25 protein-coding genes and 1 riboswitch are annotated in these 25,150 nt (G+C 72.0%); of the genes, 6 read left to right on the forward strand and 19 right to left on the reverse strand.

From position 1 onward, the window contains the following. Window positions 1-386 (forward strand): helix-turn-helix domain-containing protein (locus ACTZWW_RS06875; protein WP_444780202.1); only part of this gene is annotated, 386 nt, incomplete at its 5' end. Between the two features lie 6 nt (window positions 387-392). Here ACTZWW_RS06875 and dcd read toward each other — a convergent pair. The 5 genes from dcd to ACTZWW_RS06900 form a co-directional block, all read right to left on the reverse strand. Next, window positions 393-950: a dCTP deaminase gene (gene dcd / locus ACTZWW_RS06880; protein ID WP_444780203.1), complete on the reverse strand. Its 558-nt coding sequence runs from the start codon at window positions 948-950 to the stop codon at window positions 393-395. Between the two features lie 25 nt (window positions 951-975). Beyond that, window positions 976-1,230, reverse strand: coding sequence for a hypothetical protein (locus ACTZWW_RS06885; protein WP_444780204.1), 255 nt, complete (start codon window positions 1,228-1,230; stop codon window positions 976-978). 273 nt (window positions 1,231-1,503) lie between these two features. After that, window positions 1,504-1,893 carry a VOC family protein gene (locus ACTZWW_RS06890; RefSeq protein WP_444780205.1) on the reverse strand — a complete coding sequence of 130 codons (390 nt, stop codon included), beginning with the start codon at window positions 1,891-1,893 and terminating at the stop codon, window positions 1,504-1,506. A 90-nt stretch (window positions 1,894-1,983) separates the two neighbouring features. Continuing rightward, window positions 1,984-2,433, reverse strand: coding sequence for a hypothetical protein (locus ACTZWW_RS06895; protein WP_444780206.1), 450 nt, complete (start codon window positions 2,431-2,433; stop codon window positions 1,984-1,986). 114 nt (window positions 2,434-2,547) lie between these two features. Next, window positions 2,548-3,255, reverse strand: coding sequence for a metal-dependent hydrolase (locus ACTZWW_RS06900; protein ID WP_444780207.1), 708 nt, complete (start codon window positions 3,253-3,255; stop codon window positions 2,548-2,550). Between the two features lie 105 nt (window positions 3,256-3,360). Here ACTZWW_RS06900 and ruvX point away from each other — a divergent pair, with 105 nt between their 5' ends. Beyond that, window positions 3,361-3,861: a Holliday junction resolvase RuvX gene (gene ruvX, locus ACTZWW_RS06905; RefSeq protein WP_444780208.1), complete on the forward strand. Its 501-nt coding sequence runs from the start codon at window positions 3,361-3,363 to the stop codon at window positions 3,859-3,861. Here ruvX and ACTZWW_RS06910 read toward each other — a convergent pair. Continuing rightward, window positions 3,858-5,174: a replication-associated recombination protein A gene (locus ACTZWW_RS06910; RefSeq protein ID WP_444780209.1), complete on the reverse strand. Its 1,317-nt coding sequence runs from the start codon at window positions 5,172-5,174 to the stop codon at window positions 3,858-3,860. The two genes, ruvX and ACTZWW_RS06910, sit on opposite strands and share 4 nt — an antisense overlap. An 85-nt stretch (window positions 5,175-5,259) precedes the next feature. Further along, window positions 5,260-7,374 carry an excinuclease ABC subunit UvrC gene (gene uvrC / locus ACTZWW_RS06915; protein ID WP_444780210.1) on the reverse strand — a complete coding sequence of 705 codons (2,115 nt, stop codon included), beginning with the start codon at window positions 7,372-7,374 and terminating at the stop codon, window positions 5,260-5,262. A gap of 305 nt (window positions 7,375-7,679) precedes the next feature. Here uvrC and ACTZWW_RS06920 point away from each other — a divergent pair, with 305 nt between their 5' ends. Together ACTZWW_RS06920 and ACTZWW_RS06925 are read left to right on the forward strand one after the other, a co-directional pair. Further along, entirely contained in the window at window positions 7,680-8,612 is a 933-nt protein-coding gene (locus ACTZWW_RS06920) for a ribose-phosphate pyrophosphokinase (RefSeq protein WP_444780211.1), read from the forward strand. A gap of 13 nt (window positions 8,613-8,625) precedes the next feature. Continuing rightward, window positions 8,626-9,336, forward strand: a complete 711-nt coding sequence (locus ACTZWW_RS06925; protein WP_444780212.1) for an SDR family oxidoreductase — start codon at window positions 8,626-8,628, stop codon at window positions 9,334-9,336. Window positions 9,337-9,349: 13 nt separating this feature from the next. Here the strand turns inward: ACTZWW_RS06925 and ACTZWW_RS06930 are convergent, their stop codons facing one another. From ACTZWW_RS06930 to ACTZWW_RS06985, 12 genes are all read right to left on the reverse strand, one after another. Continuing rightward, a complete protein-coding gene (locus ACTZWW_RS06930) occupies window positions 9,350-10,135 on the reverse strand; it encodes a TVP38/TMEM64 family protein (protein WP_444780213.1) in 786 nt (261 codons plus the stop codon). A 73-nt stretch (window positions 10,136-10,208) separates the two neighbouring features. After that, window positions 10,209-10,925, reverse strand: a complete 717-nt coding sequence (locus tag ACTZWW_RS06935; RefSeq protein WP_444780214.1) for a thiamine ABC transporter ATP-binding protein — start codon at window positions 10,923-10,925, stop codon at window positions 10,209-10,211. Further along, on the reverse strand, window positions 10,919-12,496 hold the full coding sequence (locus ACTZWW_RS06940) for a thiamine/thiamine pyrophosphate ABC transporter permease ThiP (protein WP_444780215.1): 1,578 nt from the start codon (window positions 12,494-12,496) through the stop codon (window positions 10,919-10,921). Before ACTZWW_RS06940 ends, ACTZWW_RS06935 begins: the two co-directional genes overlap by 7 nt. Next, entirely contained in the window at window positions 12,493-13,530 is a 1,038-nt protein-coding gene (thiB, locus tag ACTZWW_RS06945) for a thiamine ABC transporter substrate binding subunit (RefSeq protein ID WP_444780216.1), read from the reverse strand. The genes ACTZWW_RS06940 and thiB overlap by 4 nt, the downstream gene beginning before the upstream one ends. Window positions 13,531-13,593: 63 nt before the next feature. Continuing rightward, window positions 13,594-13,701: riboswitch (TPP riboswitch) on the reverse strand. A 75-nt stretch (window positions 13,702-13,776) separates the two neighbouring features. Beyond that, a complete protein-coding gene (gene trpA / locus ACTZWW_RS06950; protein WP_444780217.1) occupies window positions 13,777-14,601 on the reverse strand; it encodes a tryptophan synthase subunit alpha in 825 nt (274 codons plus the stop codon). Between the two features lie 58 nt (window positions 14,602-14,659). Then, entirely contained in the window at window positions 14,660-15,901 is a 1,242-nt protein-coding gene (trpB, locus tag ACTZWW_RS06955) for a tryptophan synthase subunit beta (protein ID WP_444780218.1), read from the reverse strand. Continuing rightward, window positions 15,898-16,596, reverse strand: a complete 699-nt coding sequence (locus tag ACTZWW_RS06960; RefSeq protein ID WP_444780219.1) for a phosphoribosylanthranilate isomerase — start codon at window positions 16,594-16,596, stop codon at window positions 15,898-15,900. The genes trpB and ACTZWW_RS06960 overlap by 4 nt, the downstream gene beginning before the upstream one ends. A gap of 135 nt (window positions 16,597-16,731) precedes the next feature. Next, window positions 16,732-19,410, reverse strand: a complete 2,679-nt coding sequence (gene ligD, locus ACTZWW_RS06965; RefSeq protein WP_444780220.1) for a DNA ligase D — start codon at window positions 19,408-19,410, stop codon at window positions 16,732-16,734. Between the two features lie 13 nt (window positions 19,411-19,423). Further along, window positions 19,424-20,467, reverse strand: coding sequence for a non-homologous end joining protein Ku (ku, locus tag ACTZWW_RS06970; RefSeq protein ID WP_444780221.1), 1,044 nt, complete (start codon window positions 20,465-20,467; stop codon window positions 19,424-19,426). A gap of 169 nt (window positions 20,468-20,636) precedes the next feature. Next, window positions 20,637-21,644: a glucokinase gene (locus tag ACTZWW_RS06975; RefSeq protein WP_444780222.1), complete on the reverse strand. Its 1,008-nt coding sequence runs from the start codon at window positions 21,642-21,644 to the stop codon at window positions 20,637-20,639. Window positions 21,645-21,804: 160 nt separating this feature from the next. Then, window positions 21,805-22,425 (reverse strand): exopolysaccharide biosynthesis protein, encoded by a 621-nt coding sequence (locus ACTZWW_RS06980; RefSeq protein ID WP_444780223.1) that lies wholly within the window; start codon window positions 22,423-22,425, stop codon window positions 21,805-21,807. 68 nt (window positions 22,426-22,493) lie between these two features. Continuing rightward, on the reverse strand, window positions 22,494-22,763 hold the full coding sequence (locus tag ACTZWW_RS06985; RefSeq protein ID WP_444780224.1) for an usg protein: 270 nt from the start codon (window positions 22,761-22,763) through the stop codon (window positions 22,494-22,496). Window positions 22,764-23,111: 348 nt separating this feature from the next. Here ACTZWW_RS06985 and groES point away from each other — a divergent pair, with 348 nt between their 5' ends. Together groES and groL are read left to right on the forward strand one after the other, a co-directional pair. Next, window positions 23,112-23,426 (forward strand): co-chaperone GroES, encoded by a 315-nt coding sequence (groES, locus tag ACTZWW_RS06990; protein WP_444780225.1) that lies wholly within the window; start codon window positions 23,112-23,114, stop codon window positions 23,424-23,426. A 44-nt stretch (window positions 23,427-23,470) separates the two neighbouring features. Beyond that, complete coding sequence (groL, locus tag ACTZWW_RS06995; RefSeq protein WP_444780226.1) at window positions 23,471-25,096, forward strand: chaperonin GroEL; 1,626 nt, start codon at window positions 23,471-23,473, stop codon at window positions 25,094-25,096. The last annotated feature ends 54 nt before the right edge of the window (window positions 25,097-25,150 follow it).

The raw sequence follows: 25,150 nt of genomic DNA on the forward strand, positions 1-25,150 counted from the left end.
CCGCGGACGCGGCGGCGATCCTCGCCCGCCTGCCCGAGATCGCGCCGCGCGCGTCGCGGCTGGAGGAGGCGCTCGCCTGCCTCGCGCAGGCCCGCGACGTCGTCGGCGCCGCGGCGCTGGCGGGTGTCGCGCCGCGCACGCTCCAGCGGCTCGTGCGGGACGAGACGGGCCGGCCCCCCGACTTCTGGCGCCGCCTCGCCCGCGCCCGCCGCGCCGCCCGCATGCTTCTCGCGGGCGCGCCGCCCGCCGAGGCCGCCTTCGCCGCGGGCTACGCCGATCAGCCCCACCTCACCCGCGAGCTCGCCCGCTGGCTCGGCACGACGCCGGGCCGGCTCGTGCGCGACGAGGCCGTGGCGGCGATGGTGCTGGCGACGGGGTACGGGTGAGGGGGGTCAGGCGGGTTTCGCGGCCAGGCCGGCGGCTGTCTGATCTGCGAAGATGCCCGTGTACCCGCGATCGGGGGTGCCGACCGTCTGCTCGAACACCAGCTGGCAGATGAACATTCCCGGATCGAGCATCACCTGATGCGGACCGAAGTTGAAGATCTCCAGCTGGATCTGGCCCTTGAAACCCGAATGGATGATCGGGGCGGTGACGTGGATGCCGACACCAAGACGTGCCAGAGAGCTCTTGCCCTCGACGCGCGCCGCGAGACGCGAGAGGTGCGGGATCGCGACCTTCTCCAGCGTCCAGGCGAGCACGAAGCTCTTCGGCTCCAGCGGATAGGAGCCGTTGTGCTCGACCTGGAACTTCGCGAAATCCGCGTAGCTGTAGCTTCGGTCGCCCGGACGGACCAGGAGCCCGCCCGTCGCCTGCCACTGCATGAACCTGCTCGCGAGGCGCAGGTCGATGGCCGTCGAGCTCACGGCCACGTCGAGATCGGGTAGCGGATCGATCTCGACCATCCGCTGCGTCAAAGCGATGCGAATCTCCCGATCGGTCAGGATCACGGCCCGCTCCTGTGAGGTGGCCGACTCAAGCCACTTCGTGAGCGTTAGCAAACTCCGACTGCGAAATCCACACGCGCACACGCCCGGAGACGGATTCTCGCGGAAGCTCGATCAGGGCGAGCCCGTCGCGCATTCCGACGATCGGTCCGACATCGAGCGCTCCACCGACGACGAGGCTCGAGTCGACGATGATTTCCTCGGCACCATCGCGGGTCTCGATGCGCACGAGGGCCTCCGACGGACCCGGCCCTTCCAGCAGGCGCTCGCACTTCACCAGCATCGACTTCTCCTCGCTTCTTCGATTCTCGCCGCGTCGGGTGCCGAGCATAGCGTGTGCACTCGAGCACGCCACCGCGAGAGTGAAACACTCAACATGAATCTCGGGTTGCAAACCTGGTTTGCGGATCACGGCCGGTCGACCCTAGAGCCCTATCCGACCTGACGGAATCAGGTCGAATGGGGCTCTAGATTCCTCGTCGGAGCATCATCTCCTCCACCAACCGGATTCCACGTGGTGGGATGGTGCTCTAGCAGCTGCGTGTGAACGCCGCGCTTACGCCGCCCCGCCCACCGCCGAGCAGATCTCCACCAGATAGCCGTCGAGATCCGTCACGTAGGACGTCGTCTGCCCCCACTCCTCCCGCCGGGGCGCCTGCTTCGGGATAGCGCCGGCGGCGACCGCACGGGCGAAGGCGCCCTCCACGTCGTCCGTCTCGAAGGCGATCTCGAAGCTCGGGCGCAGCGGGTCCGGCGCCGCCGGGTCCTTGCCGAGCGTGCGCATCAGGCGCCGGGAGGAGAAGGACAGCGTGGTCGAGCCGGTGGCGAGCTCGCCGTAGTCGTCGGAGGGGTGCAGCATGCCCCGCGCGAGGCCGAAGGCGCGCTCGTAGAACGCGAGCGTGGCGGGGACGTCCTCGACGTAGAGGATCGTGTACCTGAGCTTCATCGTGATCTCCGTTGCGGATGCGGGCGCCACCCTGCTCCCGGCGCGCCGCCCCGTCTTGAAGAATCGCGACAGGTTCTCGGGAACGGGCCCTCAGGACGCCCGCGGGACGACGAAGGCGATCGCGTGGCCCGGCGGCGGGAACGGCGCCTCGATGGCGTCGCGGGTCACCCGTGGCAGCGCCGGGGGACCGAGCACGTGCAGCGCGAGGATGACGAGGATCGCCGTGAGCACCGCGATCCGTATGCGGCTGTCCGCGGCGGCGGCGCGCAGGCGTCGCGCGAGGTCCGCGTGCGCGTCCGGCCTCCGCCTCGCCACCGGCGCGAGCGCCGTCGGCACCGGGGACCGCGGCGGGCGCGGACGCGCGCCCGCCAGATCCGTGGCCGAGATCACCGGCGCCGCCAACGCGTGGCGCACGGCGGTGCTCACGACCGGCCGCACGACCCGGCTGCCGGGATCGAGGTCGAGCACCGGCAGGATCATGTCCGCAGCCGGAACGGCGCGGCGCGCGACCTTCGGCGTTGGGACTATGGTCTCGGGCAAGGCGGCCTCGGCGCGTTGGTTAAGCGATCCTTAACGCGCGACCCTGCCAGAGCGTCGCGCGGCGTGCCAGCGCGGCACGCGATCATGGTTAACGCCCCTGAACCAAGAGCCCGGTCATCCCCCGATGCGCACCGGCATGCACTTGTGCGGCACCACGACCTGCGTCGCCGCACCCTGCATCGCGGCGACGAAGCCGTCCGCCGTCGCGGCGATCAGCGGGAACGTGCCGTAGTGGCAGGGGATCGCCGTCCCGGCGTCGGGGAAGTAGCGCCTCATCGCCAGCGCCGCGACCTCGGCGCCCATGGTGAAGCGGTCGCCGATCGGGACGAGCACGACGTCGGGCCGGTGCAGCTCGGCGATCAGCGCCATGTCGGAGAAGATGTCGGTGTCGCCCATGTGATAGACGGTCGGCTCGCCCGGCGCCTTGACGATGAGGCCGTTGGCGCTGCCGAGCGGGAAGCCGACGCCCTGCTCGACCAGCCCGGCGGAATGGTCGGCCCGCACCATCGTCACCGTGAAGCCGCCCTGGTCCACCGTGCCGCCGGTGTTCATCGGGTCGAACGCCTCGACGCCCTGCGCGGCCAGGTACATGCACAGATCGTAATTGGTGACGACCTTGGCCCCATGCTCCTTGGCGATGGCCACCGCGTCGCCGACGTGGTCGCCGTGGGCGTGGGTGATGAGGACGTGCGTGACGCCCTTCGTCGCCTGCGCGAGGTCGCCCTCGAAGGCGGGGTTGCCGGAGAGGAACGGGTCGATCAGGACGACGGCGTCGCCGAGCTCGAGCCGGAAGGCGGAATGTCCGAACCAGGTGATCTTCATGGGTCGCGCTCCCTCGTCGCTTGCCTTATGAACGCATCCGCGCGGCGGAGGCTCCGTCCCGCCGACCCGGACCACGGACATGATTCGCGATCGAGACGATAGCGCATGAGCGCGGAGCTGGAGACGCTCGCCGCGACCCTGCCGCCCCGCGGGCGGCTGATCGGCGTCGACCTCGGCACGAAGACGATCGGGCTCGCGCTCTCCGATCCCGATCGGCGCATCGCGAGCCCGCTCGAGACGATTCGCCGCTCGAAGTTCGGCCCCGACGCGGCGCGCCTCGCCGCGCTGGTCGCCACCCACGAGGTCGCCGCGATCGTGGTGGGGCTGCCGCTCAACATGGACGGCAGCGCCGGGCCGCGGGTGCAGGCGACGCGCGCCTTCATGCGCAACCTCGCGCCCCTCGTCCCGTGCCCGATCGTGCCGTGGGACGAGCGGCTCTCGACGGTCGCGGTCACCCGCATGCTGATCGAGGCCGACGCGTCCCGCGCCCGCCGCGGCGAGGTCGTCGACAAGGTGGCCGCGGCCTACATCCTGCAGGGGGCGCTGGAGCGGCTCGCGGCGCTGGCGCAGAGGCGGGACGATCACGAGGACCGCCCGGGGGACTAGCCGCCCCGACGCTCGCGCCTGAGCTTCTCCCACCAGTCGAGCCGTTTCCTCACCTCGCGCTCGAAGCCGCGGTCCACCGGCTCGTAGAAGCGCTGGCGCCCGAGCGCCTCGGGCCAGTAGTCCTGGCCGGAGAAGGCATCGGGCGCGTCGTGGTCGTAGGCGTAGCCGGCGCCGTAGCCCTCGCTCTTCATGAGCTTGGTCGGCGCGTTGAGGATGGTCTTGGGCGGCATCAGGGAGCCGTGCTCCTTCGCCGCCCGCATCGCCGCCTTGTACGCCCCGTACACCGCGTTCGATTTCGGTGCGGTGGCGAGGTAGACCGTGGCCTGCGCGAGCGCGAGCTCGCCCTCCGGCGAGCCGAGGAAGTCGAACGCGTCCTTGGCGGCGTTGGCCACCGCCAGTGCCTGCGGATCTGCGAGCCCGATGTCCTCCACCGCCATGCGCACGAGCCGGCGCGCGATGAACAGCCGGTCCTCGCCGGCGTCGAGCATGCGGGCGAGGTAGTACAGCGCGGCGTCGGGGTCCGATCCGCGCACCGTCTTGTGCAGCGCGCTGATCAGGTTGTAGTGGCCCTCCTGCCCCTTGTCGTAGAGCGGCGCGCGGCGCTGGACGATCTCGATCAGCGTCTTCGTGTCGAACGTCTCCCCCGCCCGGGCCGAGCGCCAGACCTCCTCGGCGAGCGTGAGCGCGGCGCGCCCGTCGCCATCCGCCATGCGCGCCAGCGCGGCGCGAGCGTCCGCGTCGAGCGGCAGCGGCTTCCCCTGAGCCTCCTCGGCGCGGGCGAGCAGCCGCTCGATCGCGGCCTCGTCGAGGGAGCGGAAGGTCAATACGCGGGCGCGCGAGAGGAGCGCGGCGTTGAGCTCGAAGGAGGGGTTCTCGGTCGTGGCGCCCACCAGAGTGATGGTGCCGTCCTCCATCACCGGCAGGAAGGCGTCGAGCTGGGCGCGGTTGAAGCGGTGGATCTCGTCGACGAAGAGCAGCGTGCCCAGCCCCATGGCGCGCCGCTGCCGTGCGGCCTCGAACACCTTCTTGAGGTCGGCGACGCCGGAGAAGATCGCCGAGATCTGCACGAAGTCGAGCGCGGTCTCCCCGGCGAGCAGACGCGCGACCGTGGTCTTGCCGGTCCCCGGCGGCCCCCAGAAAACGAGCGAGCCGAGCGAGCCCGAGGCGATCAGGCGGGTGAGCGCCCCGTCCGGCCCGACGAGATGCTCCTGGCCGACCACCTCGGCGAGGGTCCGCGGCCGCAGCCGATCGGCGAGCGGGCGGGCGAGATCGGCGTCGGGCGCGGGGCCGGCGGGGGAGAAGAGGTCGGGCATGAGGGCAATCTACCGCGCTGCGGGCGCCGGGCGCCAGCGCCACCGCCGCACGCGCGCGGGGACGAGGCGGACGGCAGGGGGCGCGTCAATCGTGGAAGTGGTCGTAGACCGCCTTGGCCGTCGCGGCGTTGACGCCCGGCGTCTTCATCAGGTCCTCGAGGGCGGCGCGCTGGATGGCCTTGACCGTGCCGAAGTGATGGAGGAGCGCGCGCTTGCGGGCGGGGCCGATGCCGGCGATCTCGTCGAGGGGGTTCTGCACCATCGCCCGCTTGCGCTTGGCGCGATGGGTGCCGATGGCGAAGCGGTGGGCCTCGTCGCGCAGGCGCTGGACGAAGTAGAGCGCCGGGTCGCGCGGGGGCAGCTTGAACGGGCTCCTGCCCTCGACGAAGAAGGTCTCGCGACCCGCATCGCGGTCTCGCCCCTTGGCGATGCCGACGACGGCGACGTCGGTGACGCCGATCCCGGCGAGCGCCTTGCGCGCCGCCGCGACCTGCCCGGCGCCGCCGTCGATGAGCACGAGGTCCGGCCAGGCGGGGAACTCCTCGTCGGAGGAGGCTGCGGCCTCGAGCGCCTCCTCCTCGTTCTCGGCGTCCTCGGCGATGTCCTCCTCGGCGACGTCTTCGGCGATCAGCGCCTCGTCGATCTCGCGCGCCTCCTCCGGCTCGTCGGCCACCGCCTCGTCGCGCGCGTGCACGAGCCGGTCCGGATGCTCCTTCACCAGCCGCGCGAAACGCCGGCCGAGCACCTCCTGCATCATCCCGAAGTCATCCCCGGGCGTCAGGTCCTGCGACTTGATGTTGAAGGTGCGGTAGTGCTGCTTCATGAAGCCGCCGACACCCGCGACGATCATGGCGCCGACCGCGTTCGTCCCCATGATGTGCGAGTTGTCGTAGACCTCCACCCGCCGCGGCGCGCGCGCCAGGCCGAAGGCCTGGGCGAGCACGTCGAGCAGCTTCGCCTGCGAGGAGCGCTCCGCGAGGCGCCGGCCGAGCGCCTCCTTGGCGTTGCGCAGCGCCGCCTCCACCATGGCGCGGCGCTCGCCGCGCTTGGGGGCGTGCACCTCCACCTTGTGGCCGGCCTTCAGCGTCAGCGCCTTCTGGACGAGGTCGCGCTCCTCGATGTCGTGGGAGAGCAGCACGAGGCGGGGCGGCGGCTTGTCGGCGTAGAACAGCGAGACGAAGGAGGCGAGCACCTCCTGTGGGGCGAGGCCCTTGTCGGCCTTGGGGAAGTAGGCCCGGTTGCCCCAGTTCTGCCAGTTGCGGAAGAAGAACACCTCGACGCAATAGGCCCCGGCCTGCTCGTCGATGGCGACGACGTCCGCCTCCTCCACGGACTGGGTATTGATCCCCTGCGAGCCCTGGATGGCGGAAAGCGCCGCGATGCGGTCGCGATAGCGCGCCGCGCGCTCGAACTCGAGCGCCTCCGCCGCGTCCTGCATGTCCGCCGCGAGCCGCTCCTTCACCGCGGTGGAGCGCCCGGCGAGGAACGCGTGCGCCTCCTCGGCGAGCGCCGCGTACTCGTCCTTGCCGATCTCCCCCGTGCAGGGGCCTGCGCAGCGCTTGATCTGGTGGAGCAGGCAGGGCCGCGTGCGGTTGTCGTAGTAGCTGTCCGTGCAGGTGCGCAGCAGGAAGGCGCGCTGGAGCGCCGTCATCGTGCGGTTCACCGCCCAGACCGAGGCGAAGGGGCCGAAGAACGCGCCCTTGCGGTTCCGCGCCCCGCGATGCTTGACGAGCTGCGGCGCGCGCTCGGCATCCTCGGTGAGCAGGATGTAGGGCAGGGACTTGTCGTCCCGCAGCAGCACGTTGTAGCGCGGCTTGAGCTGCTTGATCAGGTTCGTCTCGAGCAGCAGCGCCTCGGTCTCGGTCTGCGTGGTGACGAACTCCATCGCCGCCGTGTCGACGATCATCCGGGCGATGCGGTTCGAGTGCGCGTAGCCGCGCGCGTAGGAGCCCACGCGCGACTTCAGGTTCTTGGCCTTGCCGACGTAGAGCACCTCGCCCGCCGCGTCGATCATGCGGTAGACGCCCGGCGCGTTGGGTAGCGTCTCCCAGAAGCGCCGGATCACCGACATGCCGGCCTTCAGCTCGGCGGGCGTCTCGAAGTCGAAGGCCGCGCGCGTGCCTTCGGCGTCCGCGGCTTCCGGCGGACGCGGCGCGTCGGGATCGGTGTCCGGCGGGGGGGATTCGGGGTCGTCGCTCATCGTGGGCGAGATGTATGCGACCGCCGGGCGAGGGGGAAGGGCGGCGATGCCGCGGCGGAAGCGGCCTGTCCAGACGGCAATGGGCTCATGGAGGCGGCGCGCCGGCCCAGACTTTGTGCGCCGCACCGAATTGACAAACATCCCGGCAGGACGTTCGATGCAACCCGTACTCGTCGAGCTGCGACCGGACGAGAACGCGCGCGGCACGACTGCTTGCCCGATGGCGGCCTACCCGATATGACCCCTCGCGACACGCGCGCGGGTCCGCTCCACGCGCCCACCGAAGCACGAAGGCTCCGTGATCGATGAAGCTCGTCGCCGGCAACTCCAACCGCCCGCTCGCCGAGGCGATCGCCGCCTACCTCGACGTCCCGCTCGCGCGCTGCCTGGTCAAGCGGTTCGCGGACATGGAGATCTTCGTCGAGCTCCAGGAGAACGTGCGCGGCGAGGACGTGTTCATCGTCCAGTCGACGTCGTTCCCGGCGAACGACCACCTGATGGAGCTCCTGATCCTGATCGACGCGTGCCGCCGCTCGTCGGCCAAGCGCATCACGGCGGTGATCCCGTATTTCGGCTACGCGCGCCAGGACCGGCGTACCGCCGGCCGCACGCCGATCTCGGCCAAGCTCGTCGCGAACCTGATCACCGAATCCGGCGCCGACCGCGTGCTGACGCTCGACCTGCACGCCGGCCAGATCCAGGGCTTCTTCGACATCCCCACCGACAACCTCTTCGCCGCCCCCGTGATCACCCGCGACATCAAGGAGCGGCTGCCCGCGGGCGAGCGCATGGTGGTCTCGCCGGACGTCGGCGGCGTGGTGCGCGCCCGTGCGCTGTCCAAGCGCCTCGAGACGACGCTCGCCATCGTCGACAAGCGCCGCGACCGGCCGGGCGAGTCCGAGGTGATGAACATCATCGGCGAGGTGCGCGGGCGCTCCTGCATCCTCATCGACGACATCATCGATTCGGGCGGCACGCTGTGCAACGCCGCGGAAGCCCTGCTCGCGGAAGGCGCCACCGAGGTCTCCGCCTACATCACCCACGGCGTGCTCTCCGGCGGGGCGGTCTCGCGCATCGCGAACTCCAAGCTCAAGGAGCTCGTGATCACGGATTCGATCATGCCGACCGAAGCCGTGAAGGTCGCCCGCAACATCCGCGTCGTCTCCATCGCGCCCCTGATGGGCGAGGCCATCGCCCGCACCGCGAGCGAGAGCTCGGTGTCGAGCCTGTTCGATTGAGGCGGGGGCGGGCATGAATGCGTCTGCGCGGAAGGTCGCCCTCGTCACCGCCGGCGGGTCCGGCATGGGGGCGGACGCCGCGCGTCGCCTCGCGGCCGACGGCTTCCGTATCGGCATACTGTCCTCGTCCGGCAAGGGCGAGGCGCTCGCCGGCGCGCTCGGCGGGTTCGGCGTCACCGGCTCGAACCAGGTGGTGGCCGATCTCGCGCGGCTCGTCGACGGCGCCATGGCGCGCTGGGGCCGGGTGGACGTGCTCGTGAACTCCGCCGGGCACGGGCCCAAGGGCGACGTGCTCGCCATCCCCGACGAGGACTGGCACGCGGGGATGGACGTCTACCTCCTCAACGTCGTGCGTCCGACCCGGCTGGTGACGCCGATCATGCAGGCGCAGGGCGGGGGCGCGATCGTCAGCATCTCCAGCTTCGCCGCCGTGGAGCCTGACCCGGTCTTCCCGACGTCCGCCGTGTTCCGCGCCGGGCTCGCGGCCTTCACCAAGCTCTACGCGGATCGCTACGCGCCGGACAACATCCGGATGAACAACGTGCTCCCGGGCTTCGTCGACAGCCTGCCCGAGAGCGAGGCGCGCCGCGCCCGCATCCCGATGGGGCGCTACGCGAAGGCCGCGGAGGTGTCCTCGCTCGTCGCCTGGCTCGCCTCGGAGGAGGGCGCCTACATGACCGGGCAGAACCTGCGCCTCGACGGCGGGCTGACGCGCTCGCTGTGAGGGAGGCGCGCGGTCACCCCCGCGCCGCCCGCTCCCGCCAGCGGCGCACCACGACGGGGATCAGCGCCAGCACCGCGAGACCGACGAGCGCGGTGATCACCTCCGGCGTGAGCACGCCCCGCGCGGAGAGCTCGCCGCCCTGGGCGATCACGCTCTCGAAGCCGGCTCCCACCGAGGCGAAGACGAAGGCGCCGGGCACGATGCCGATCAGCGTCGCCACGACGTAGGTGCGCAGGGGAACGCCCAGGAAGGCCGGGGCGAGGTTGACGACGAAGAATGGGAAGACCGGGACGAGCCGCAGGAAGAGCAGGTAGTTGAACGCGTCCTTTCGGAAGCCCTCCGCCATGCGGGCGATCGCGCCGCCCGCCTTCTCGCGCAGGGCGTCGCCGAGCGCCGTGCGCGCGATCAGGAAGACGCCGGTCGCGCCGATCGTCGCGCCGACGACCGCGAAGGCGGTGCCGGCGAAGACGCCGAACAGGAAGCCCCCCGTCATCGTCAGCACCGCGCCGCCCGGCAGCGAGGCCGCCACCACGATCGCGTAGACCGCCACGTAGGCGAGTGCCGCCAGCACGAAGCCGTCGGCGACGAAGGCCTGCAGCCGCTCGGAATTGGTGCGCAGCGTCTCGAAGGAGACGTACTCGTCGAGCCCCAGCGCGAAGGCGCCGGCGATCACCGCGGCGAGCACCGCGAGCGGGCCGAACCGGCGCAGCATCCCCCGGGCGGGCCTGGCCCCGGCTCGGCCGGAATCGGCGGAGGCGCCGGCGCGCGTGTCGTCCTGTGTGTCCTGCATCGCGGTCATCGTCTTTCTCCCGGTGTCGACGCTGCTTCGCACGGGCACCGGGCTTGTAACGCGTGGGCGGTTCGGGGGCCGGTCACGACTTCGCGGGCGCGCCGTGACCGACGAAGGCGGCGATCGCCGGATCGCGTGCCGGGTCGAGCGCGGCGCGGGGCACATCCTGCACGAGGACACGCCCGCGCGCCACGAAGGCGAGGGAATCCGCCCGGTCGAGCACGTCCTCGGGCGTGTGGATCGTGATCAGCACGGTGATGCCGCGGGCCCGGCGCAGGGCGTCAACGATGGCGATCATCTCGCGGCGCAGGCCGGGATCGAGGGCGCCGAACGGCTCGTCGAGGAGCAGCAGGGGCTTCTTCGACACGAGCGCGCGCGCGAGCGCCACGCGCTGGCGCTGGCCGCCGGAGAGCTGCTCGGGTCGGCGTTCCGCGAGCCCCGCGAGGTCGACCGCCGCGAGCGCGTCGGCCACGCGCGCGCGATCGGCCTCGCCGAGGCGCAGCGACGGGCGGATGCCGAGCGCGACGTTCTGCGCCGCGGAGAGGTGCGCGAACAGGTTGTTGTCCTGGAACATCATCGCCACCGGCCGCTCGGCCGGCGAAAGCGGCAGGAGATCGCGCCCGTCGAAGGCGAGCCGGCCGGAGAGAGGCGTCTCGAAGCCGGCGATCATGTTGAGCAGCGTCGTCTTGCCCCCGCCGGAGGGGCCGACGATGGCGAGCATCGCGCCGGGCGCGGCATCGAGCGTGTAGAGCGCTTCGAAATCCGGCCAGGCGAGGCGGCAGGCGTCGACGATCAGCATCGGGCCATCCGTGTGGCGAAGGCGGAGAGCGCGAAGGCGGCCGCGACGAGCAGGAGCCCGATCGCCGCCGCCTCGTCGAGCCGGTAGGCGCCCAGGCGCTCGTAGAGCAGATAGGGCAGGGTGCGCAGCTCCGCCCCTCCGAAGAGCGCGACGATGCCGAAATCGCCGAAGGAGATCGCGGCCGCGAAGGCGGCGGCGCCGGCGAGCGGACGGCGCAGCACCGGCCAGTCGACGATGGCGAGGCGACGCAGGCCGGTGAGCCCGAGCAGGGCCGCCAGCCGGCCGTGGCGCTCGGCGCTCGTGGCCAGCGCCGGGGCGAGGAATCGGTAGGCGAAGGGCAGGGCGCCGATGGCGTTGACGAGGGGGAGCAGCAGGAAACCGGCCTCCGTTGCGCCGACCCGTCCGCGCAGGAGCAGGAAGAGCCCCGCCGTCAGTGCGAAGGGCGGGATCGCCAGCACCAGCGCGGGCAGCACGTCGTAGGCCGCAGCGAGCCGCCCGCGCCGTCGCTCCCGCGCCGCCTGCGCCGCTCCCGCGAGGGCGATCGCCATCGCGCAGGCGAGCACGGCCGAGACGAGCGCGATCGCGAGGCTCGTCGTCGCGGCGCGGGCGAGGTCGCCGTCGAGCACCCGCGGCAGCGCGGCTGCGCCCTCGAGCGTCGCTGCGAGCAGCGGCAGGACGAGCGCGCCGCCGAGGAGGAGCACCGCCGCGTCGAGCCGGCGCAGGCGCCGGTCGCCGGCGTCCGGGCGCGCGATCGGCAGGCGCTCGGTCGGGGCGACGGGCGCGCGCGTCACCGCCCAGTGCAGGACGAGGGTCAGCGACAGGCAGACGGCGAGCTGGAGGCCCGCGAGCATCGCCGCACGGGCGAAGTCGAGCTCGACCCGCAGCGCCGAGAAGATCGCCACCTCCAGCGTCGCCTTGCCCGGCCCGCCGCCGAGCGTCAGCACTATGGCGAAGCTCGTGAAGCACAGTAGGAAGACGAGCCCGGCGAGGCCCGGCGTCTCCCGCTTCAGGATGGGCCAGTCGAGATGCGCGAAGGTCGCCCGCGGCCCGAAGCCGAGGATCGCGGCGAGCCGCCAGTGCTCCGCGGGCGCGCGCGACAGCGCGTCGAGGTAGACCCGCGCGGCGAGCGTCGCGTTGAGGAAGACGTGGGCGATGAGGATGCCGGGCCAGCCGAACGGGTTCGGCCGCAGCGGAAGCCCCGCCGCCTGGAGCCCCGCCGCCAGCCATCCCGAGCGGCCGTAGACGGCGACGACCGAGAACACGACCACGATCGCCGGCATCACCGCCGCCGCGCCGAGCGCCGCCAGCGCGAGGCTGCGCCCCGGGAAGCGCCGCCGCGCCAGCGCCAGCGCCAGCGCCGCGCCGAGGGCGAGCGACAACAGCGTCGAGAGGGTGGCCTGGCCGAGCGAGAAGACCAGGATGCGGCGCAGGTACGCGTCGAGCGCGAGCACGCTCGGCCGGTCCTGCGCCGCCCCGATCAGCGCGCCGAAGGCGGCCGCGGCGAGGGCCGCGAGCGCGAGCGCGACGAGCGCGCCGGGATGCGGCGGGCGCAGGCCGCGCGCGCGCCTCACCGTGTCGTCGCCTCGAGCCAGGCGTCGATCAGCGCCCGGCGCTCGGCGGAGACGCGTTCGGGATCGAACAGGAAGGCCGCATCCGGCGCGATCAGCCCCTCGAAGCTCTCCGGCAGCCCGTCGTCGGGCAGGCGCGCCGGGTACATCCAGTTGCCTTCGGGGATGAGGCTCTGGAAGCCGTCCGAGAGCATGAAACGCAGGAAGTCGCGGGCGAGCTCGGGCGTGTCGGTCGCGCGCGTCGCGCCGGCGATCTCGACGTGCAGGTAGTGCCCTTCCGTGAAGCGGGCGGCCTCGTAGCGGGTCTCCCCCTCGACGGAGCGATGGTAGGCGGGCGAGGTCGCGTACGACAGCACCATGTCCGCCTCGCCCTCGAGGAACAGGCCGTAGGCCTCCGACCAGCCGGTCGTGAAGGTCACGACGCGCGGCGTCAGGGCGGCCCAGGCGTCGGCCATCCCCTCCCCGAAGACGGCGCTCGACCAGAGCAGCAGCCCGAAGCCCGGCGCGCTCGTGCGCGGGTCCTGGAGCACGACGCGCGGCCCGTCGGGGTCGTTGAACAGCGCCTCCAGGCTCTCCGGCGGGGCCGCGAGCCGGGTCGTGTCGTAGACGAAGGCGAGATGGCCCCAGTCGTAGGGCAGGAAGATCTCGTTCTCCCAGGCGACCGGCATGTCGAGCGCGCCCGGGTCGACGCCGTGGGGCGCGAACAGGCCGAGCGCGCGGGCTTCCGCCGCGAGGTTCATGTCCAGGCCGAGCACGACGTCGGCCTGGGTCGAGGGACCCTCCAGCCGCAGGCGGCCGAGCAGCGAGCCGGCGTCGTCGGCGGTCACCCAGTCGAGATCGCAGCCGCAGGACGCCTCGAAGCGCTCGGCGATGGCCTCGCCCGGGCCGTAGCGGCCGACGAAGGAGGAATAGGTGTAGACCGTGAGCGTCGGTCGGTCCTGCGCGGCGGCTGGTGCGTAGGGTGCGACGAGCGCGCCGCCGAGCAGCGCGGCGAGGATGGGGAGACGGGCGGGAACGAGGCGGGCTCGGGTGTGCATCGGCGGCTCCGGTTCGCGAGAGCCGGGGCGCGACGGGCGACGATGTGCGGAGGCGGCCGCAGCGCGCGGCCCGTCGCTCATCCCTACGCCGGCACGACCCGGATCAGGTTCGACGGGTTGGCGCGCACCCGCGCCTCTCAGCTCCCGTGCGGAGCACCCCGTGAGACAGCCCGGGTGTAGACCCGCCCGCGCGCCGGCGCAAGCGTCCCCGTACGACATCTTCCGTTCAGAGAGGAGCCGGGCGGGTCAGCGGGCGGCGCTGCGCACGCCCTCGGCCAGCTCGCCCACGAGGCGGGCGACGCCCTGCACGGTCTCGGCCGTCGCGGCGCCGTCCTCGAGGCTCGCCTCGAGCGTCGCGACGAGCGCGGAGCCGACGACGACGCCGTCGGCGCCCTGCGCGATGGCGGCGGCGTGGGCGCCGGTCTTGACGCCGAAGCCGACCACCACGGGCAGGTCGGTGTGGCGCTTGATGCGCTCGACCGCGCTCGCGACCTTGCCGAAGTCCGGCGTCGCCGCGCCGGTGATGCCGGTGATGGAGACGTAGTAGACGAAGCCCGCCGTGTTCGCGAGCACCGCCGGCAGGCGCCGGTCGTCGGTCGTCGGGGTGGCGAGGCGGATGAAGGCGAGGCCCGCCTCGAGGGCGGGGAGGCACAGCTCGGCGTCCTCCTCCGGCGGCAGGTCGACGACGATCATGCCGTCGACGCCCGCCGCCTTCGCGTCGGCGAGGAAGCGCGGCACGCCGTACTGGTAGATCGGGTTGAAGTAGCCCATCAGGATGACGGGGGTCTCGGCGTCCTCGGCGCGGAAGCGGCGCACGAGATCGAGCGTCTTCGCGGTCGTCTGCCCGGCCCTCAGCGCGCGCAGGCCCGCGGCCTGGATCGCCGGGCCGTCCGCCATCGGGTCGGTGAAGGGCAGGCCGACCTCCAGGATGTCCGCCCCCGCCTTCGGCAGGGCGCGCAGGACCGCGAGCGAGGTCTCCGGGTCGGGATCGCCGGCCATGACGTAGGTGACGAGGGCGGCGCGGCCCTCCGCGCGGGCCTTGGCGAAGCGGGTGTCGATGCGGGCGGTCATGGCGTGCGTTCCGATGGGCGGCGGGCGGGCGGCTCGGCGAGCGGCTTCGCGAGCGGGCTCACAACCCGCCCCGCAGATGCTCCGCCACGGTGAAGATGTCCTTGTCGCCGCGCCCGCACAAGTTGATCACCATCAGGTGGTCGCGCGGCTTGTCCGCGGCGATCTCCACAGCCTTGGCGATGGCGTGGGCCGGCTCGAGGGCCGGGATGATGCCCTCGAGCTTCGACATCAGCTGGAAAGCGGCGAGCGCCTCGTCGTCGCGCGCGGAGAGGTAGGTCACGCGCCCGACGTCCGCGAGCCAGGAATGCTCGGGGCCGATGCCGGGATAGTCGAGCCCCGCCGAGATCGAGTGGGCGTCGGTGATCTGCCCGTCCTCGTTCATGAGGAGGTAGGTGCGGTTGCCGTGCAGCACGCCGGGCCTGCCGCCGGAGATCGAGGCGGCGTGCTCACCGGTGTCGACGCCGCGCCCGGCCGCCTCGACGCCGTAGATCGCGACGCTCTCGTCGTCGAGGAAGGGGTGGAAGAGGCCGATGGCGTTCGAGCCGCCGCCGATCGCGGCGATCAGCGAATCCGGCAGGCGGCCTTCCGCCTCCTGCATCTGCCAGCGCACCTCGTCGCCGATGACGCACTGGAAGTCGCGCACCATGGCGGGGTAGGGATGCGGGCCGGCGACCGTGCCGATGCAGTAGAACGTGGTCTCGACGTTGGTCACCCAGTCGCGCAGGGCCTCGTTCATCGCGTCCTTGAGCGTCTTCGAGCCGGAATGGCAGGGCACCACGGTGGCGCCGAGCATCTCCATGCGGAAGACGTTGGGCTTCTGCCGCTCGACGTCGACCGCGCCCATGTAGACGATGCACTCGAGCCCGAAGCGCGCACACAGCGTCGCGGTGGCGACGCCGTGCTGGCCCGCGCCCGTCTCGGCGATGATCCGCTTCTTGCCCATGCGCCGGGCGAGCAGGATCTGTCCGAGCACGTTGTTCACCTTGTGCGCGCCGGTATGATTGAGCTCGTCGCGCTTGAGGTAGATCTTCGCGCCCTTGTCGGGCGCCGCCGTCTCGCGCACGTGCTCGGTCAGCCGCTCGGCGTAGTAGAGCGGGCTCGGACGGCCGACGTAGTGCGTGGCGTAGGCGCGCAGCTCGCGCTCGAACTCCGGGTCGGCCTTGGCCGCCTCGTAGGCCGCCTGGAGCTCGAGGATGTTCGGCATCAGGGTCTCGGCCACGAAGCGGCCGCCGTAGATGCCGAAATGCCCGGTCTCGTCCGGGCCGTTGCGGAAGGAATTGGGCTTCTGCGGAGCGGTCACGGCGTTCCTGCCTCGTCCTGTGCGCGCCAGGCGGCGCGGGCGGCGGCCCCGAAGGCCGCGATGGCGATGGGGTCCTTCGATCCCGGCGCGGTCTCGACGCCGGAGGAGACGTCGACGGCGCGCATGCCCGTGGCTGCGATCGCGGCGCCGACGTTGTAGGCCGTCAGCCCCCCGGAGAGCATGGCGGGCCGGCCCGGATCGAGGGCGGCGACGAGCCGCCAGTCGAAGGCGAGCCCGTTGCCGCCGGGCAGCGCCGAGGGGTCCTTCGGCGGCTTGGCGTCGAACAGCAGGCGGTCGCACACGGCGGCGTAGGGCGCCACGCGGCCGAGGTCCGCCTCCTCGGCGATGCCGATCGCCTTCATCACGGGGATGCCGAAGCGCTCCCGGATGGCGGCGACCCGCTCGGGCGTCTCGCCGCCGTGGAGCTGGAGGAGATCGGGGCGCACCCGTTCGGCGAGGGCGCAGAGGAGGTCGTCGTCCGGATCCACCACGAGCGCCACCGCCTCGGCGCGCCCGCGCGCCCGCTCGGCGAGCGCGGCGGCGGCGTCGAGCGCGACGTGCCGGGGGGAGCGGGGGAAATGCACGAGCCCGACCATGTCGGCGCCCGCCGCGAGCGCCGCATCCAGCGTCTCGAGCGTGCTCAGGCCGCAGATCTTGACGAGGCCGGTGGCGCTCGCGGAGGAAGGGCTGCTCATGGGCGAGAGGCTTACGTCAGGGGGCGGGGCTTGTGAAGGGGGCGGCCGGTCGCGGGCGCGGCGCTCGCGCCGTCCGGCGACCCCGCGTCCTCCCCGCAGGGAAGGAGGCCGCGCGGAGGTGGCGGTCGGTGGGCGTCATTTGCGCCGGCGCGGGGGCTTCGGCAGCGTCTGCTTCGTCTCCGCCAGGCCCGCCCAGGGGTCTCGCTTCAGATGCGCGAGGCGGGCCGGGAGGTTCTCGACCGTGAAGTGGTCCGGCGCGATCTCGGGGCCGAGCTCGTCCCAGGCGAGCGGGGTCGCCACCGGCGCGCCGGGGCGCGCGCGGGTGGAATAGGCGGCGACGGCGGTGGCGCCGCGGCCGTTGCGCAGGTAGTCGATGAAGATCCGGCCCACCCGGGCCTTCCTGGCGAGCGTGTCTGTGTAGCGAGCGGGCTCGTCCTTCGCCATCGCGCGCGCGAGGCCCGCGGCGTACGCCTTGGCCTCCTCCCACCCCGCCTTCGGCACGAGCGGCGCGACCACGTGCAGGCCCTTGCCGCCCGTGGTCTTCACGACGCTCTCGAGCCCGTCGGCGGCGAGCCGCTCGCGCACGGCGCGGGCCGCCTCGATCACCTCGGGAAAGCCGACGTCCTCGCCCGGATCGAGGTCGAAGACCAGCCGGTCGGGCCGCTCGGGGTCGTCGAGGGTCGAGCCCCAGGGGTGGATCTCGAGGACTCCGAACTGGACGAGGCTCACGAGCCCGCGCAGGTCGCGCACGGCGACGAGCCGGTCGTCGCCGACGGTGGGCGTCATCACCGCCCGGTCGAGGCCGGCCCAGGGGTGCTTGGCGAAGAAGCACTCCTTCTGCGCCCCCGCGGGGCAGCGGATGACGGCGAGCGGACGGTTGGCGATCTGCGGCAGGATCCACTCCGCCACCTCGACATAGTAGTCCGCCAGCCCCTGCTTGGTGATTCCCTGGCCCTCCCAGAGGATGCGGTCGGGGCTCGTGAGCTCGATCCCCGCGTAGGCATCGCCGTCGCTCGCGCCCATGGCCTTACCTCCAGCCTTTCCTCGGGCCTTCCCGCGGGCACGCCTCGCCGGCTCGTCCGCCGACGGCGGCGGCGCCTCGCGCACCACCTCGCGCGGGTCCTTGTCCTCGCGCAGGCCCTTGTAGGAGGCGTGCCGCAGGAGGCCGTCGGGCGTCCAGCCCCGCAGCTCGACCTCGGCGACGAGCTCGGGCCGGGCCCAGCGCACCTTCGCGGCGGCGGCGCGCGGGAGCGGCTCGGCGAAGGGCGGCGCGTCCGCGTGCACGGCCTCGATCGCGTCGTGGAGCGCCTTCGCGTCCGCTTCCTTGAAGCCGGTGCCGACCCGGCCGACGTGCACGAGGTCGTCCCCCTCCCAGACGCCCAGCACGAGCGAGCCTACCGCGTTGCGCCGGCTCGTCGCGGGGACGTAGCCGGCGACGACGAATTCCTGACGCGCCGAGCATTTGGTCTTGCGCCAGTCCTCGCCGCGGCCCGAGCGATACGGCCGGTCGGCGCGCTTTGAGATCACGCCCTCGAGGCCGATCCGACAGGCGTGGCGTACCATGGCCTCGCCATCCGCAGCGATGTGCTCCGACAGGCGCACCCGCCCGCCCGCCGGCGCGTCGTCGAGGAGGAGCGCGAGCAGGCGCTTGCGCTCGGCGAGCGGCACGCCGCCGAGATCGACGCCGTCGAGATGGAGGAGATCGAAGGCCTGGTAGACGATCGCCGACGTGTCGCCGGACTTCAGCGCCGCCTGCAGCGCGCCGAAGTCGGACACGCCGCGCGCGTTCTCCACCACGGCCTCGCCGTCGATCAGCGCGGTGCCGAGGCCGAGCCCCGCCAGCGCTTCCGCGAGCGGGCCGAATCTCCGCGTCCAGTCGAGGCCCTTGCGGGTGAGGAGCGCGACCTCCTCCCGTTCGATGCGGGCCTGGAGGCGGTAGCCGTCGAACTTGATCTCGTGGAGCCATTGCGCGCCAGAGGGCGCCTTCTCGGAGAGGGTCGCGAGGCAGGGCGGGACGAAGACGGGGAGCGCGCCCGGCTTCGCGCCGGGGAGGTCGGCGTGGGAGGGCGGCGCCGTCCGCGTGGGCGACCGGCCGGAGGTCTCGCGCACCGGAGGCTTCTTCGCCGTAGGCTTCGCCTTCGGGTCCGCGAGCTTCGTGTCCCAGTCGGCGCGGCGCACGTCGCCGGCCTTCAGGTCGGCGATGGTGCGCCCCGAGACGACCGAGGTCTCCTCCTCGGCCAGGATGTCGCCCGTCCCCGCGGGGCGGGCGGCCTCGTCGTCGGACTTGATCAGGAGCCAGTTCTCCTTCGAGCTCGCGCGGCGCTCCTTGCCCGCGCCGGTGCGCACCAGATGCCAGCGCCCGCCGAGCCGCGCGCCGCGAAGCGTGAAGGTGAGGCGCCCGCGCTCCATGCCGGCCCGCGGGTCGCCCTCCGGCTCCCAGACGCCCTCGTCCCATACGATCATCGCGCCGCCGCCGTAGGAGCCCTCCGGGATCAGGCCCTCGAAGGTGAGGTAGTCGAGCGGGTGGTCCTCGGTGCGGACGGCGAGGCGTCTGTCGCCGGCGACGAGGCTCGGGCCGCGGGTCACCGCCCAGGAGAGCAGCACGCCGTCGAGCTCGAGCCGCAGGTCGTAGTGCAGCCGTCGTGCCGCGTGCTTCTGCACGCAGAAGCGCAGCCCCGCGCGCCCGCTGCGGGCGGCGGCGCGGCCGCTCGGCTCCGGCGTAGCGGCGAAGTCGCGCTTGTCGCGATAGCGCCCGAGTGGATCGTCGCCGACGCGAATGGCTTCGCGAGCGGCCTCGGCGATGCGGCGTGCCATCGGGGCCCCCCGCTCAGCTCGCCTTGCGCTGCTTCGCCGCCGGCTTGCGCGCCGAGGTGCGGGCGCCCTGCGTCTCGCCCGAGGCGCTCGCCTTCGAGGCCGAAGCCTTCGAGGCAGAAGCCTTGGACGTCGAGGCCTTGGACGTCGAAGCCTTGGACGTCGAAGCCTTGGACGTCGAAGCCTTGGAGGAAGCCTTGGAGGAAGCCTTCGAGGCCGACGCCTTGGGCGCCGTCGCCTTCGTCCGCCCCGGCGAACCCTTCCGCGTGGGTTCGCCGTCCTCCTCCGCCGCGAGCGAGCGCTTGAGCGCGTCCATCAGGTTGACGACGTTCGAGGGCGGCTGTGCCTTCGGCCGCGGCGCGTCGGCGGCGCCCGCCTGCTTGGCGCGGATCATCTCGACGAGCGCGTTCTCGTAGCGATCCTCGAAGGTCTCGGGCTCGAAATGCCCGGTCTTGGTCTCGACGATGTGGAGCGCGAGGTCCTTGACCTCGTCGGGATAGTCGACGTCCGGAATGTCCTCGAACACCTCCTCCTCGCCGCGGATCTCGTAGGCGTAGTGCAACGTCGTGCCCATCAGCCCGTCGTCCAGGGCCTCGAGCAGGATCAACCGCTCGCGCCGCGCCATCACGATCCGCCCGATCGCGACCATGCCCTTCTCGCGGACGGCATCGCGGATCACGGCGAAGGCCTCCTGCGCCACCTTGTCGTCGGGGACGAGGTAGTAGGGGCTGTCGAGGTAGCGCTCGTCCACCTCCTCGCGCGGAACGAAGGTCTCGATGTCGATCGTGTGCGTCGACTCGAGCTTGAGGGCGTCGATCTCCTCGTCCTCGACCTGGACGTACGCGTTCTTGCCGACCTTGTAGCCCTTGACCTGATCCTCGGGCTCCACCGGGTCGCCGGTCTCGGCATCGACGTAGACCCGCTTCACGCGATTGCCGGTCTCGCGGTTCAGGGTGTTGAAGCGCACCTTCGAGGACGACGTCGCCGCGGGGAAGAGCGCCACGGCGCAGGAAACAAGCGAAAGCTTCAAGTAACCTTTCCAGATCGCGCGCGCGGCCATGAGGTGATCTCCAGATCTCGACCCGCATTCGCGAGTCGAGACGACTCGGGCGCGGAGTCGATCGACTCGCCAGGCGACTCGAACGTGATTCGCCGCGAGTCGTTCCGGGGGTGCGAAGACTCTCGCATGTCAAGAAGAAACTCGTCTCCGCCCGAGCGAGGGGAGCCGGTCAGATCCGCCAGAGGCGCGACGCGTAGTCGATGACGAAGCGGTCCGGCTGCGCCCCCACGGCGGCCATGGCGCGCAGGATGACGTCGTCGGAGGGCAGGCGCATCAGGGGCACGGCGCGGGCGAGGGCCTCGACCGGCGCCTTGTCGTCGAACAGCGCCCGGAAGCGCGCCTCGTCGATCAGCGGCGCCAGCGAGGCGATCACGCCGCCGCGGATCACGACGCCGCCCGTCGCCGAGAAGACGATGCCCATGTCGCCCGCGAATCGCGCGAGATGCTTGAGGAAGGCCGCGACCGTGGCGCGGGCGTGCGCGCTCTCTCCGGAGACCGCCTGGGCGGCGACGCGAGGCGGGTCGCTCTCGACGGCGGCCGGGTCGAGCCCGAAGTCCGGCGCCATCGCCTTGTGCAGACGCACCAGCCCCGGCCCGGAGAGGATCGCCTCGGAGGTGATGCGGCCGAAATGCCGCTCGAGTCGCGGGAAGACGCGGTAGTCCTCCTCGTCGAGCGGCCCGAAGCCGACGTGCCCCGCCTCTCCCGGCAGCGGCGCGGCGCGCCCGGCGACGGTGACGAGCGCGGCCATGCCGAGCCCCGTCCCCGGCCCCAGCACGAGCTTGGGGCCGCCGCCGGGCGGGACGGGCGGCCCGATCGGGATCGCGTCCTGCGGCTCGAGCACGGCGAGCGCCAGAGCGGCCGCCTCGAAGTCGTTCAGAAGCAACCCTTGAGCGAGGCCGAAATGGCGCGCGAGATCCGCGCCGTCGAAGGTCCACTGCGCGTTCGTCAGCCGCGCCTCGCGACCGAGCACCGGCCCGGCCGCACACAGGACGAGGCTCCGCGCCCCCGAGGGCGTCGCCGCGATCGCCTGCTCCACCGCCTCCCACGCGGTCGGCGTCTCCTTCGTGCGCAGCCGGCACACGGGAACGAGCGGCGCGCCCGGCGCCTCGGCGAGCGAGAAGCGGGCGTTCGTGCCGCCGACGTCGGCGACGAGGAGGGGATGGGGGAACGAAGTCATGACCTCTCAACGCGCGAGGGGCGGAAGGGGTGTCCTCGACCGTGATAGGCGACGGGAGCGGGCTGGGGCAACAGTCGGGGCGGCTCGGGACGGACCGTCGTCGATCAAGGGCGCCGACCGCCACCTCCCCTCCGCGGCCCCCGCGGGGGAGGCAGGGTGGCTAGAACGGGCGGGCGGCGAGCCAGCTCGCGGGGACGAAGGCCTCGAAGGCAGCGGTGAGGCCGAGCCCCAGGCCGGCGATCAGGCCGATCGCCAGGAGGCCCACCGTCACGCCCGCGCCGACGAAGGCGCCGTCGCGCTCGATCATGCCGAAACCCATCAGCACGATCGCGATCGCCGGCGGCGTGTTGCCGACCACGGGGATCGGCAGCGCCATGATCGCGGCGAGGACGAGGATCAGCACGCCGAGCGGTCGGCGGGCGCGCAGACGCGTGAAGGAGATCGCCCGCGGGCGCGACCAGCGCTCGATCCGCCGCAGCTTCGGTGTCGTCCAGGCGACGACCCGCTGGAGGAAGGCGGTACGCACCGTCCGGCGCGCGAGCCGGCGCGGCATCCACAGCGATCGCCGCAGCGCCAGGAACTGGAGGGCCACGAGCACGATCAGCGCCGCCGCCAGGGTGGAGAAGCCCGGCGGCGTCGGGATCAGCATCGGCGCCGCGAACAGGATCAGCAGCACGCCGAAGGAGCGCGCCCGCAGCCGCGTGACGATCTCGCCTAGGGTGAGCGTCTCGGACGTCTCGTTCTCGACGAGGCGCTCGAGGATCTCTGAGGTGCGCTGCACGGGACCGGCCGGGGGTGCGAGTTCGAGCGCCCCTCAGATAGGAGTGCGCCCGCCCGCACGCCAGCCTGTCAATGCAGCGTCACGATCCCCCCCACCGCCTTGAACTCCGCGGGGCGGATCAGCGCCTGGTGCGCCACCGTCACCGAGTGGAGCGGACCCTCGAGCTCGCGCCGCCAGAAGGCGAGGAAATCGTTGAGCTCCGGGAAGGTCGGGGCGAGGTCCCAGTCCTGCCAGACGTAGGTCTGGAGGATGCCGGGATGGTCGGGCAGGCGATACAGGATGTGGGCCGTGGTCAGGCCGTAGCCTTCGAGCTGCTTCGCGAACGCGGTCGACGCCATGCGGGGGCCTCCGAGCGTGTGACGGCACTCGCCGGCTCGCCCAGGTGGCACTCCCGACGCGAACGCCGGCCCGTCGATGATGCCACAGAGGGCGGCGGTTGCAAGCCGCAAAAAAGAATTGCCATGCGATCTCAATATATTGGCAGCGTTAGTTCTCGAGTGCTGCCACGTTGCGAGAGTGCTCTGCTAGCACTCCGGACAAGCGAGTGCCAAAATTTTCGCGACCCCCTCTTGAAGCGCGGCCGTGGCCGAATTACCTCCGCGCTCGGGCGGGGGCGGCGCGACATCCGCGCGCACCCGCCGCGTGAGGATCATGACGATCTCGCATCATTCGGAGACTGAGAAGCCATGAAGTTCCGTCCCCTGCACGACCGGGTGGTCGTTCGCCGCATCGAGGCCGACACCAAGACGGCCGGCGGCATCATCATCCCCGACACCGCCAAGGAGAAGCCCCAGCAGGGCGAGGTGGTGGCGGTCGGCCCGGGCGCCCGCGACGAGAAGGGCGAGCTGGTCGCGCTCGAGGTGAAGGCCGGCGACCGCGTGCTCTTCGGCAAGTGGTCGGGCACCGAGGTGCGCATCGACGGCGAGGACCTCCTGATCATGAAGGAGTCCGACATCATGGGCGTGCTCGACGCCGCCGAGGCGGCGCGCAAGGCCGCCTGATCCCCCCGAACATCAACGTCATGTCTCTTTCGGAGTGACGACAAATGGCTGCCAAGGACGTCAAGTTTTCCGCCGACGCGCGCGAGAAGATGCTGCGCGGCGTCGACATCCTCGCCGACGCGGTGAAGGTCACGCTCGGCCCGAAGGGCCGCAACGTCGTGATCGAGAAGTCGTTCGGCGCGCCCAGGATCACCAAGGACGGCGTCACCGTCGCCAAGGAGATCGAGCTTTCCGACAAGTTCGAGAACATGGGCGCCCAGATGGTGCGCGAGGTCGCGTCCAAGACCAACGACCTCGCCGGTGACGGCACCACGACCGCGACCGTGCTCGCCCAGGCCATCGTGAAGGAGGGTGCCAAGTCCGTCGCCGCCGGCATGAACCCGATGGACCTCAAGCGCGGCATCGACATGGCCGTCGAGGCGATCGTGGCCGACCTCAAGAAGAACGCCCGCAAGATCGCCAACAACGACGAGATCGCCCAGGTCGGCACGATCTCGGCCAACGGCGACGCCGAGATCGGCCGCTTCCTCGCGGAAGCCATGGCCAAGGTCGGCAACGAGGGCGTGATCACGGTGGAAGAGGCCAAGAGCCTCGAGACCGAGCTCGACATCGTCGAGGGCATGCAGTTCGACCGCGGCTACCTCTCGCCCTACTTCGTCACCAACGCCGAGAAGATGCGCGTCGAGCTCGAGGACGCCTACGTCCTCATCCACGAGAAGAAGCTCTCGAATCTCCAGGAGCTGCTCCCGGTCCTCGAGGCGGTCGTCCAGTCGGGCAAGCCGCTCGTCATCATCGCCGAGGACGTCGAGGGCGAGGCGCTCGCCACGCTCGTGGTCAACAAGCTGCGCGGCGGCCTCAAGATCGCGGCCGTCAAGGCGCCGGGCTTCGGTGATCGCCGCAAGGCCATGCTCCAGGACATCGCCATCCTCACCGGCGGCACGGCGATCAGCGAGGACCTCGGCATCAAGCTCGAGAGCGTCACGCTGAACATGCTCGGCCGCGCCAAGAAGGTCGTGATCGAGAAGGAGAACACCACCATCGTCGACGGGGCCGGCTCCAAGGCCGACATCGAGGCGCGCGTCACGCAGATCAAGGCGCAGATCGAGGAGACCACCTCGGACTACGACCGCGAGAAGCTCCAGGAGCGTCTCGCCAAGCTCGCCGGCGGCGTCGCGGTGATCCGCGTCGGCGGCGCGACCGAGGTCGAGGTGAAGGAGCGCAAGGATCGCGTCGACGATGCGATGCACGCCACCAAGGCCGCGGTCGAGGAGGGCATCCTTCCGGGCGGCGGCGTCGCGCTGCTGCGCGCAGTCAAGGCGCTGGCGAGCCTCACGCCCGCCAACGACGACCAGAAGACCGGCATCGAGATCGTGCGCCGCGCGATCCAGGCACCGGCCCGCCAGATCGCGCTCAACGCGGGCGAGGACGGCTCTGTCATCGTCGGCAAGGTGCTGGAGAACGCGGACTACGGCTTCGGCTTCAACGCCCAGACGAGCGCCTACGGCGACATGTTCTCCTTCGGCGTGATCGACCCGGCGAAGGTCGTGCGCACGGCGCTGCAGGACGCCGCCTCCGTGGCCGGCCTCCTCGTCACCACCGAGGCGATGATCGCCGAGAAGCCCAAGAAGGCCGCCCCGGCCCCCGGCGGCGCGCCGGACATGGACTTCTGAGGTCGCGCACGGTTCGATCGTGCACGGAAACGAGGAGGGGCCGTCCGCGGGAGC

The organism is Salinarimonas sp. NSM (assembly GCF_052380005.1).
Classification (GTDB): domain Bacteria; phylum Pseudomonadota; class Alphaproteobacteria; order Rhizobiales; family Beijerinckiaceae; genus Salinarimonas.

Excerpts from the sequence above, each read along its gene's own strand:
- ACTZWW_RS06885 (WP_444780204.1), bottom strand. The coding sequence starts at position 1,230 with ATGCTGGTGAAGTGCGAGCGCCTGCTGGAAGGGCCGGGTCCGTCGGAG.
- ACTZWW_RS06890 (WP_444780205.1), bottom strand. The coding sequence starts at position 1,893 with ATGAAGCTCAGGTACACGATCCTCTACGTCGAGGACGTCCCCGCCACG.
- ACTZWW_RS06900 (WP_444780207.1), bottom strand. The coding sequence starts at position 3,255 with ATGAAGATCACCTGGTTCGGACATTCCGCCTTCCGGCTCGAGCTCGGC.
- ruvX (WP_444780208.1), top strand. The coding sequence starts at position 3,361 with ATGAGCGCGGAGCTGGAGACGCTCGCCGCGACCCTGCCGCCCCGCGGG.
- ACTZWW_RS06910 (WP_444780209.1), bottom strand. The coding sequence starts at position 5,174 with ATGCCCGACCTCTTCTCCCCCGCCGGCCCCGCGCCCGACGCCGATCTC.
- uvrC (WP_444780210.1), bottom strand. The coding sequence starts at position 7,374 with ATGAGCGACGACCCCGAATCCCCCCCGCCGGACACCGATCCCGACGCG.
- ACTZWW_RS06920 (WP_444780211.1), top strand. The coding sequence starts at position 7,680 with ATGAAGCTCGTCGCCGGCAACTCCAACCGCCCGCTCGCCGAGGCGATC.
- ACTZWW_RS06925 (WP_444780212.1), top strand. The coding sequence starts at position 8,626 with ATGAATGCGTCTGCGCGGAAGGTCGCCCTCGTCACCGCCGGCGGGTCC.
- ACTZWW_RS06930 (WP_444780213.1), bottom strand. The coding sequence starts at position 10,135 with ATGACCGCGATGCAGGACACACAGGACGACACGCGCGCCGGCGCCTCC.
- ACTZWW_RS06935 (WP_444780214.1), bottom strand. The coding sequence starts at position 10,925 with ATGCTGATCGTCGACGCCTGCCGCCTCGCCTGGCCGGATTTCGAAGCG.
- thiB (WP_444780216.1), bottom strand. The coding sequence starts at position 13,530 with ATGCACACCCGAGCCCGCCTCGTTCCCGCCCGTCTCCCCATCCTCGCC.
- trpA (WP_444780217.1), bottom strand. The coding sequence starts at position 14,601 with ATGACCGCCCGCATCGACACCCGCTTCGCCAAGGCCCGCGCGGAGGGC.
- ACTZWW_RS06960 (WP_444780219.1), bottom strand. The coding sequence starts at position 16,596 with ATGAGCAGCCCTTCCTCCGCGAGCGCCACCGGCCTCGTCAAGATCTGC.
- ligD (WP_444780220.1), bottom strand. The coding sequence starts at position 19,410 with ATGGCACGCCGCATCGCCGAGGCCGCTCGCGAAGCCATTCGCGTCGGC.
- ku (WP_444780221.1), bottom strand. The coding sequence starts at position 20,467 with ATGGCCGCGCGCGCGATCTGGAAAGGTTACTTGAAGCTTTCGCTTGTT.
- ACTZWW_RS06975 (WP_444780222.1), bottom strand. The coding sequence starts at position 21,644 with ATGACTTCGTTCCCCCATCCCCTCCTCGTCGCCGACGTCGGCGGCACG.
- ACTZWW_RS06985 (WP_444780224.1), bottom strand. The coding sequence starts at position 22,763 with ATGGCGTCGACCGCGTTCGCGAAGCAGCTCGAAGGCTACGGCCTGACC.
- groES (WP_444780225.1), top strand. The coding sequence starts at position 23,112 with ATGAAGTTCCGTCCCCTGCACGACCGGGTGGTCGTTCGCCGCATCGAG.
- groL (WP_444780226.1), top strand. The coding sequence starts at position 23,471 with ATGGCTGCCAAGGACGTCAAGTTTTCCGCCGACGCGCGCGAGAAGATG.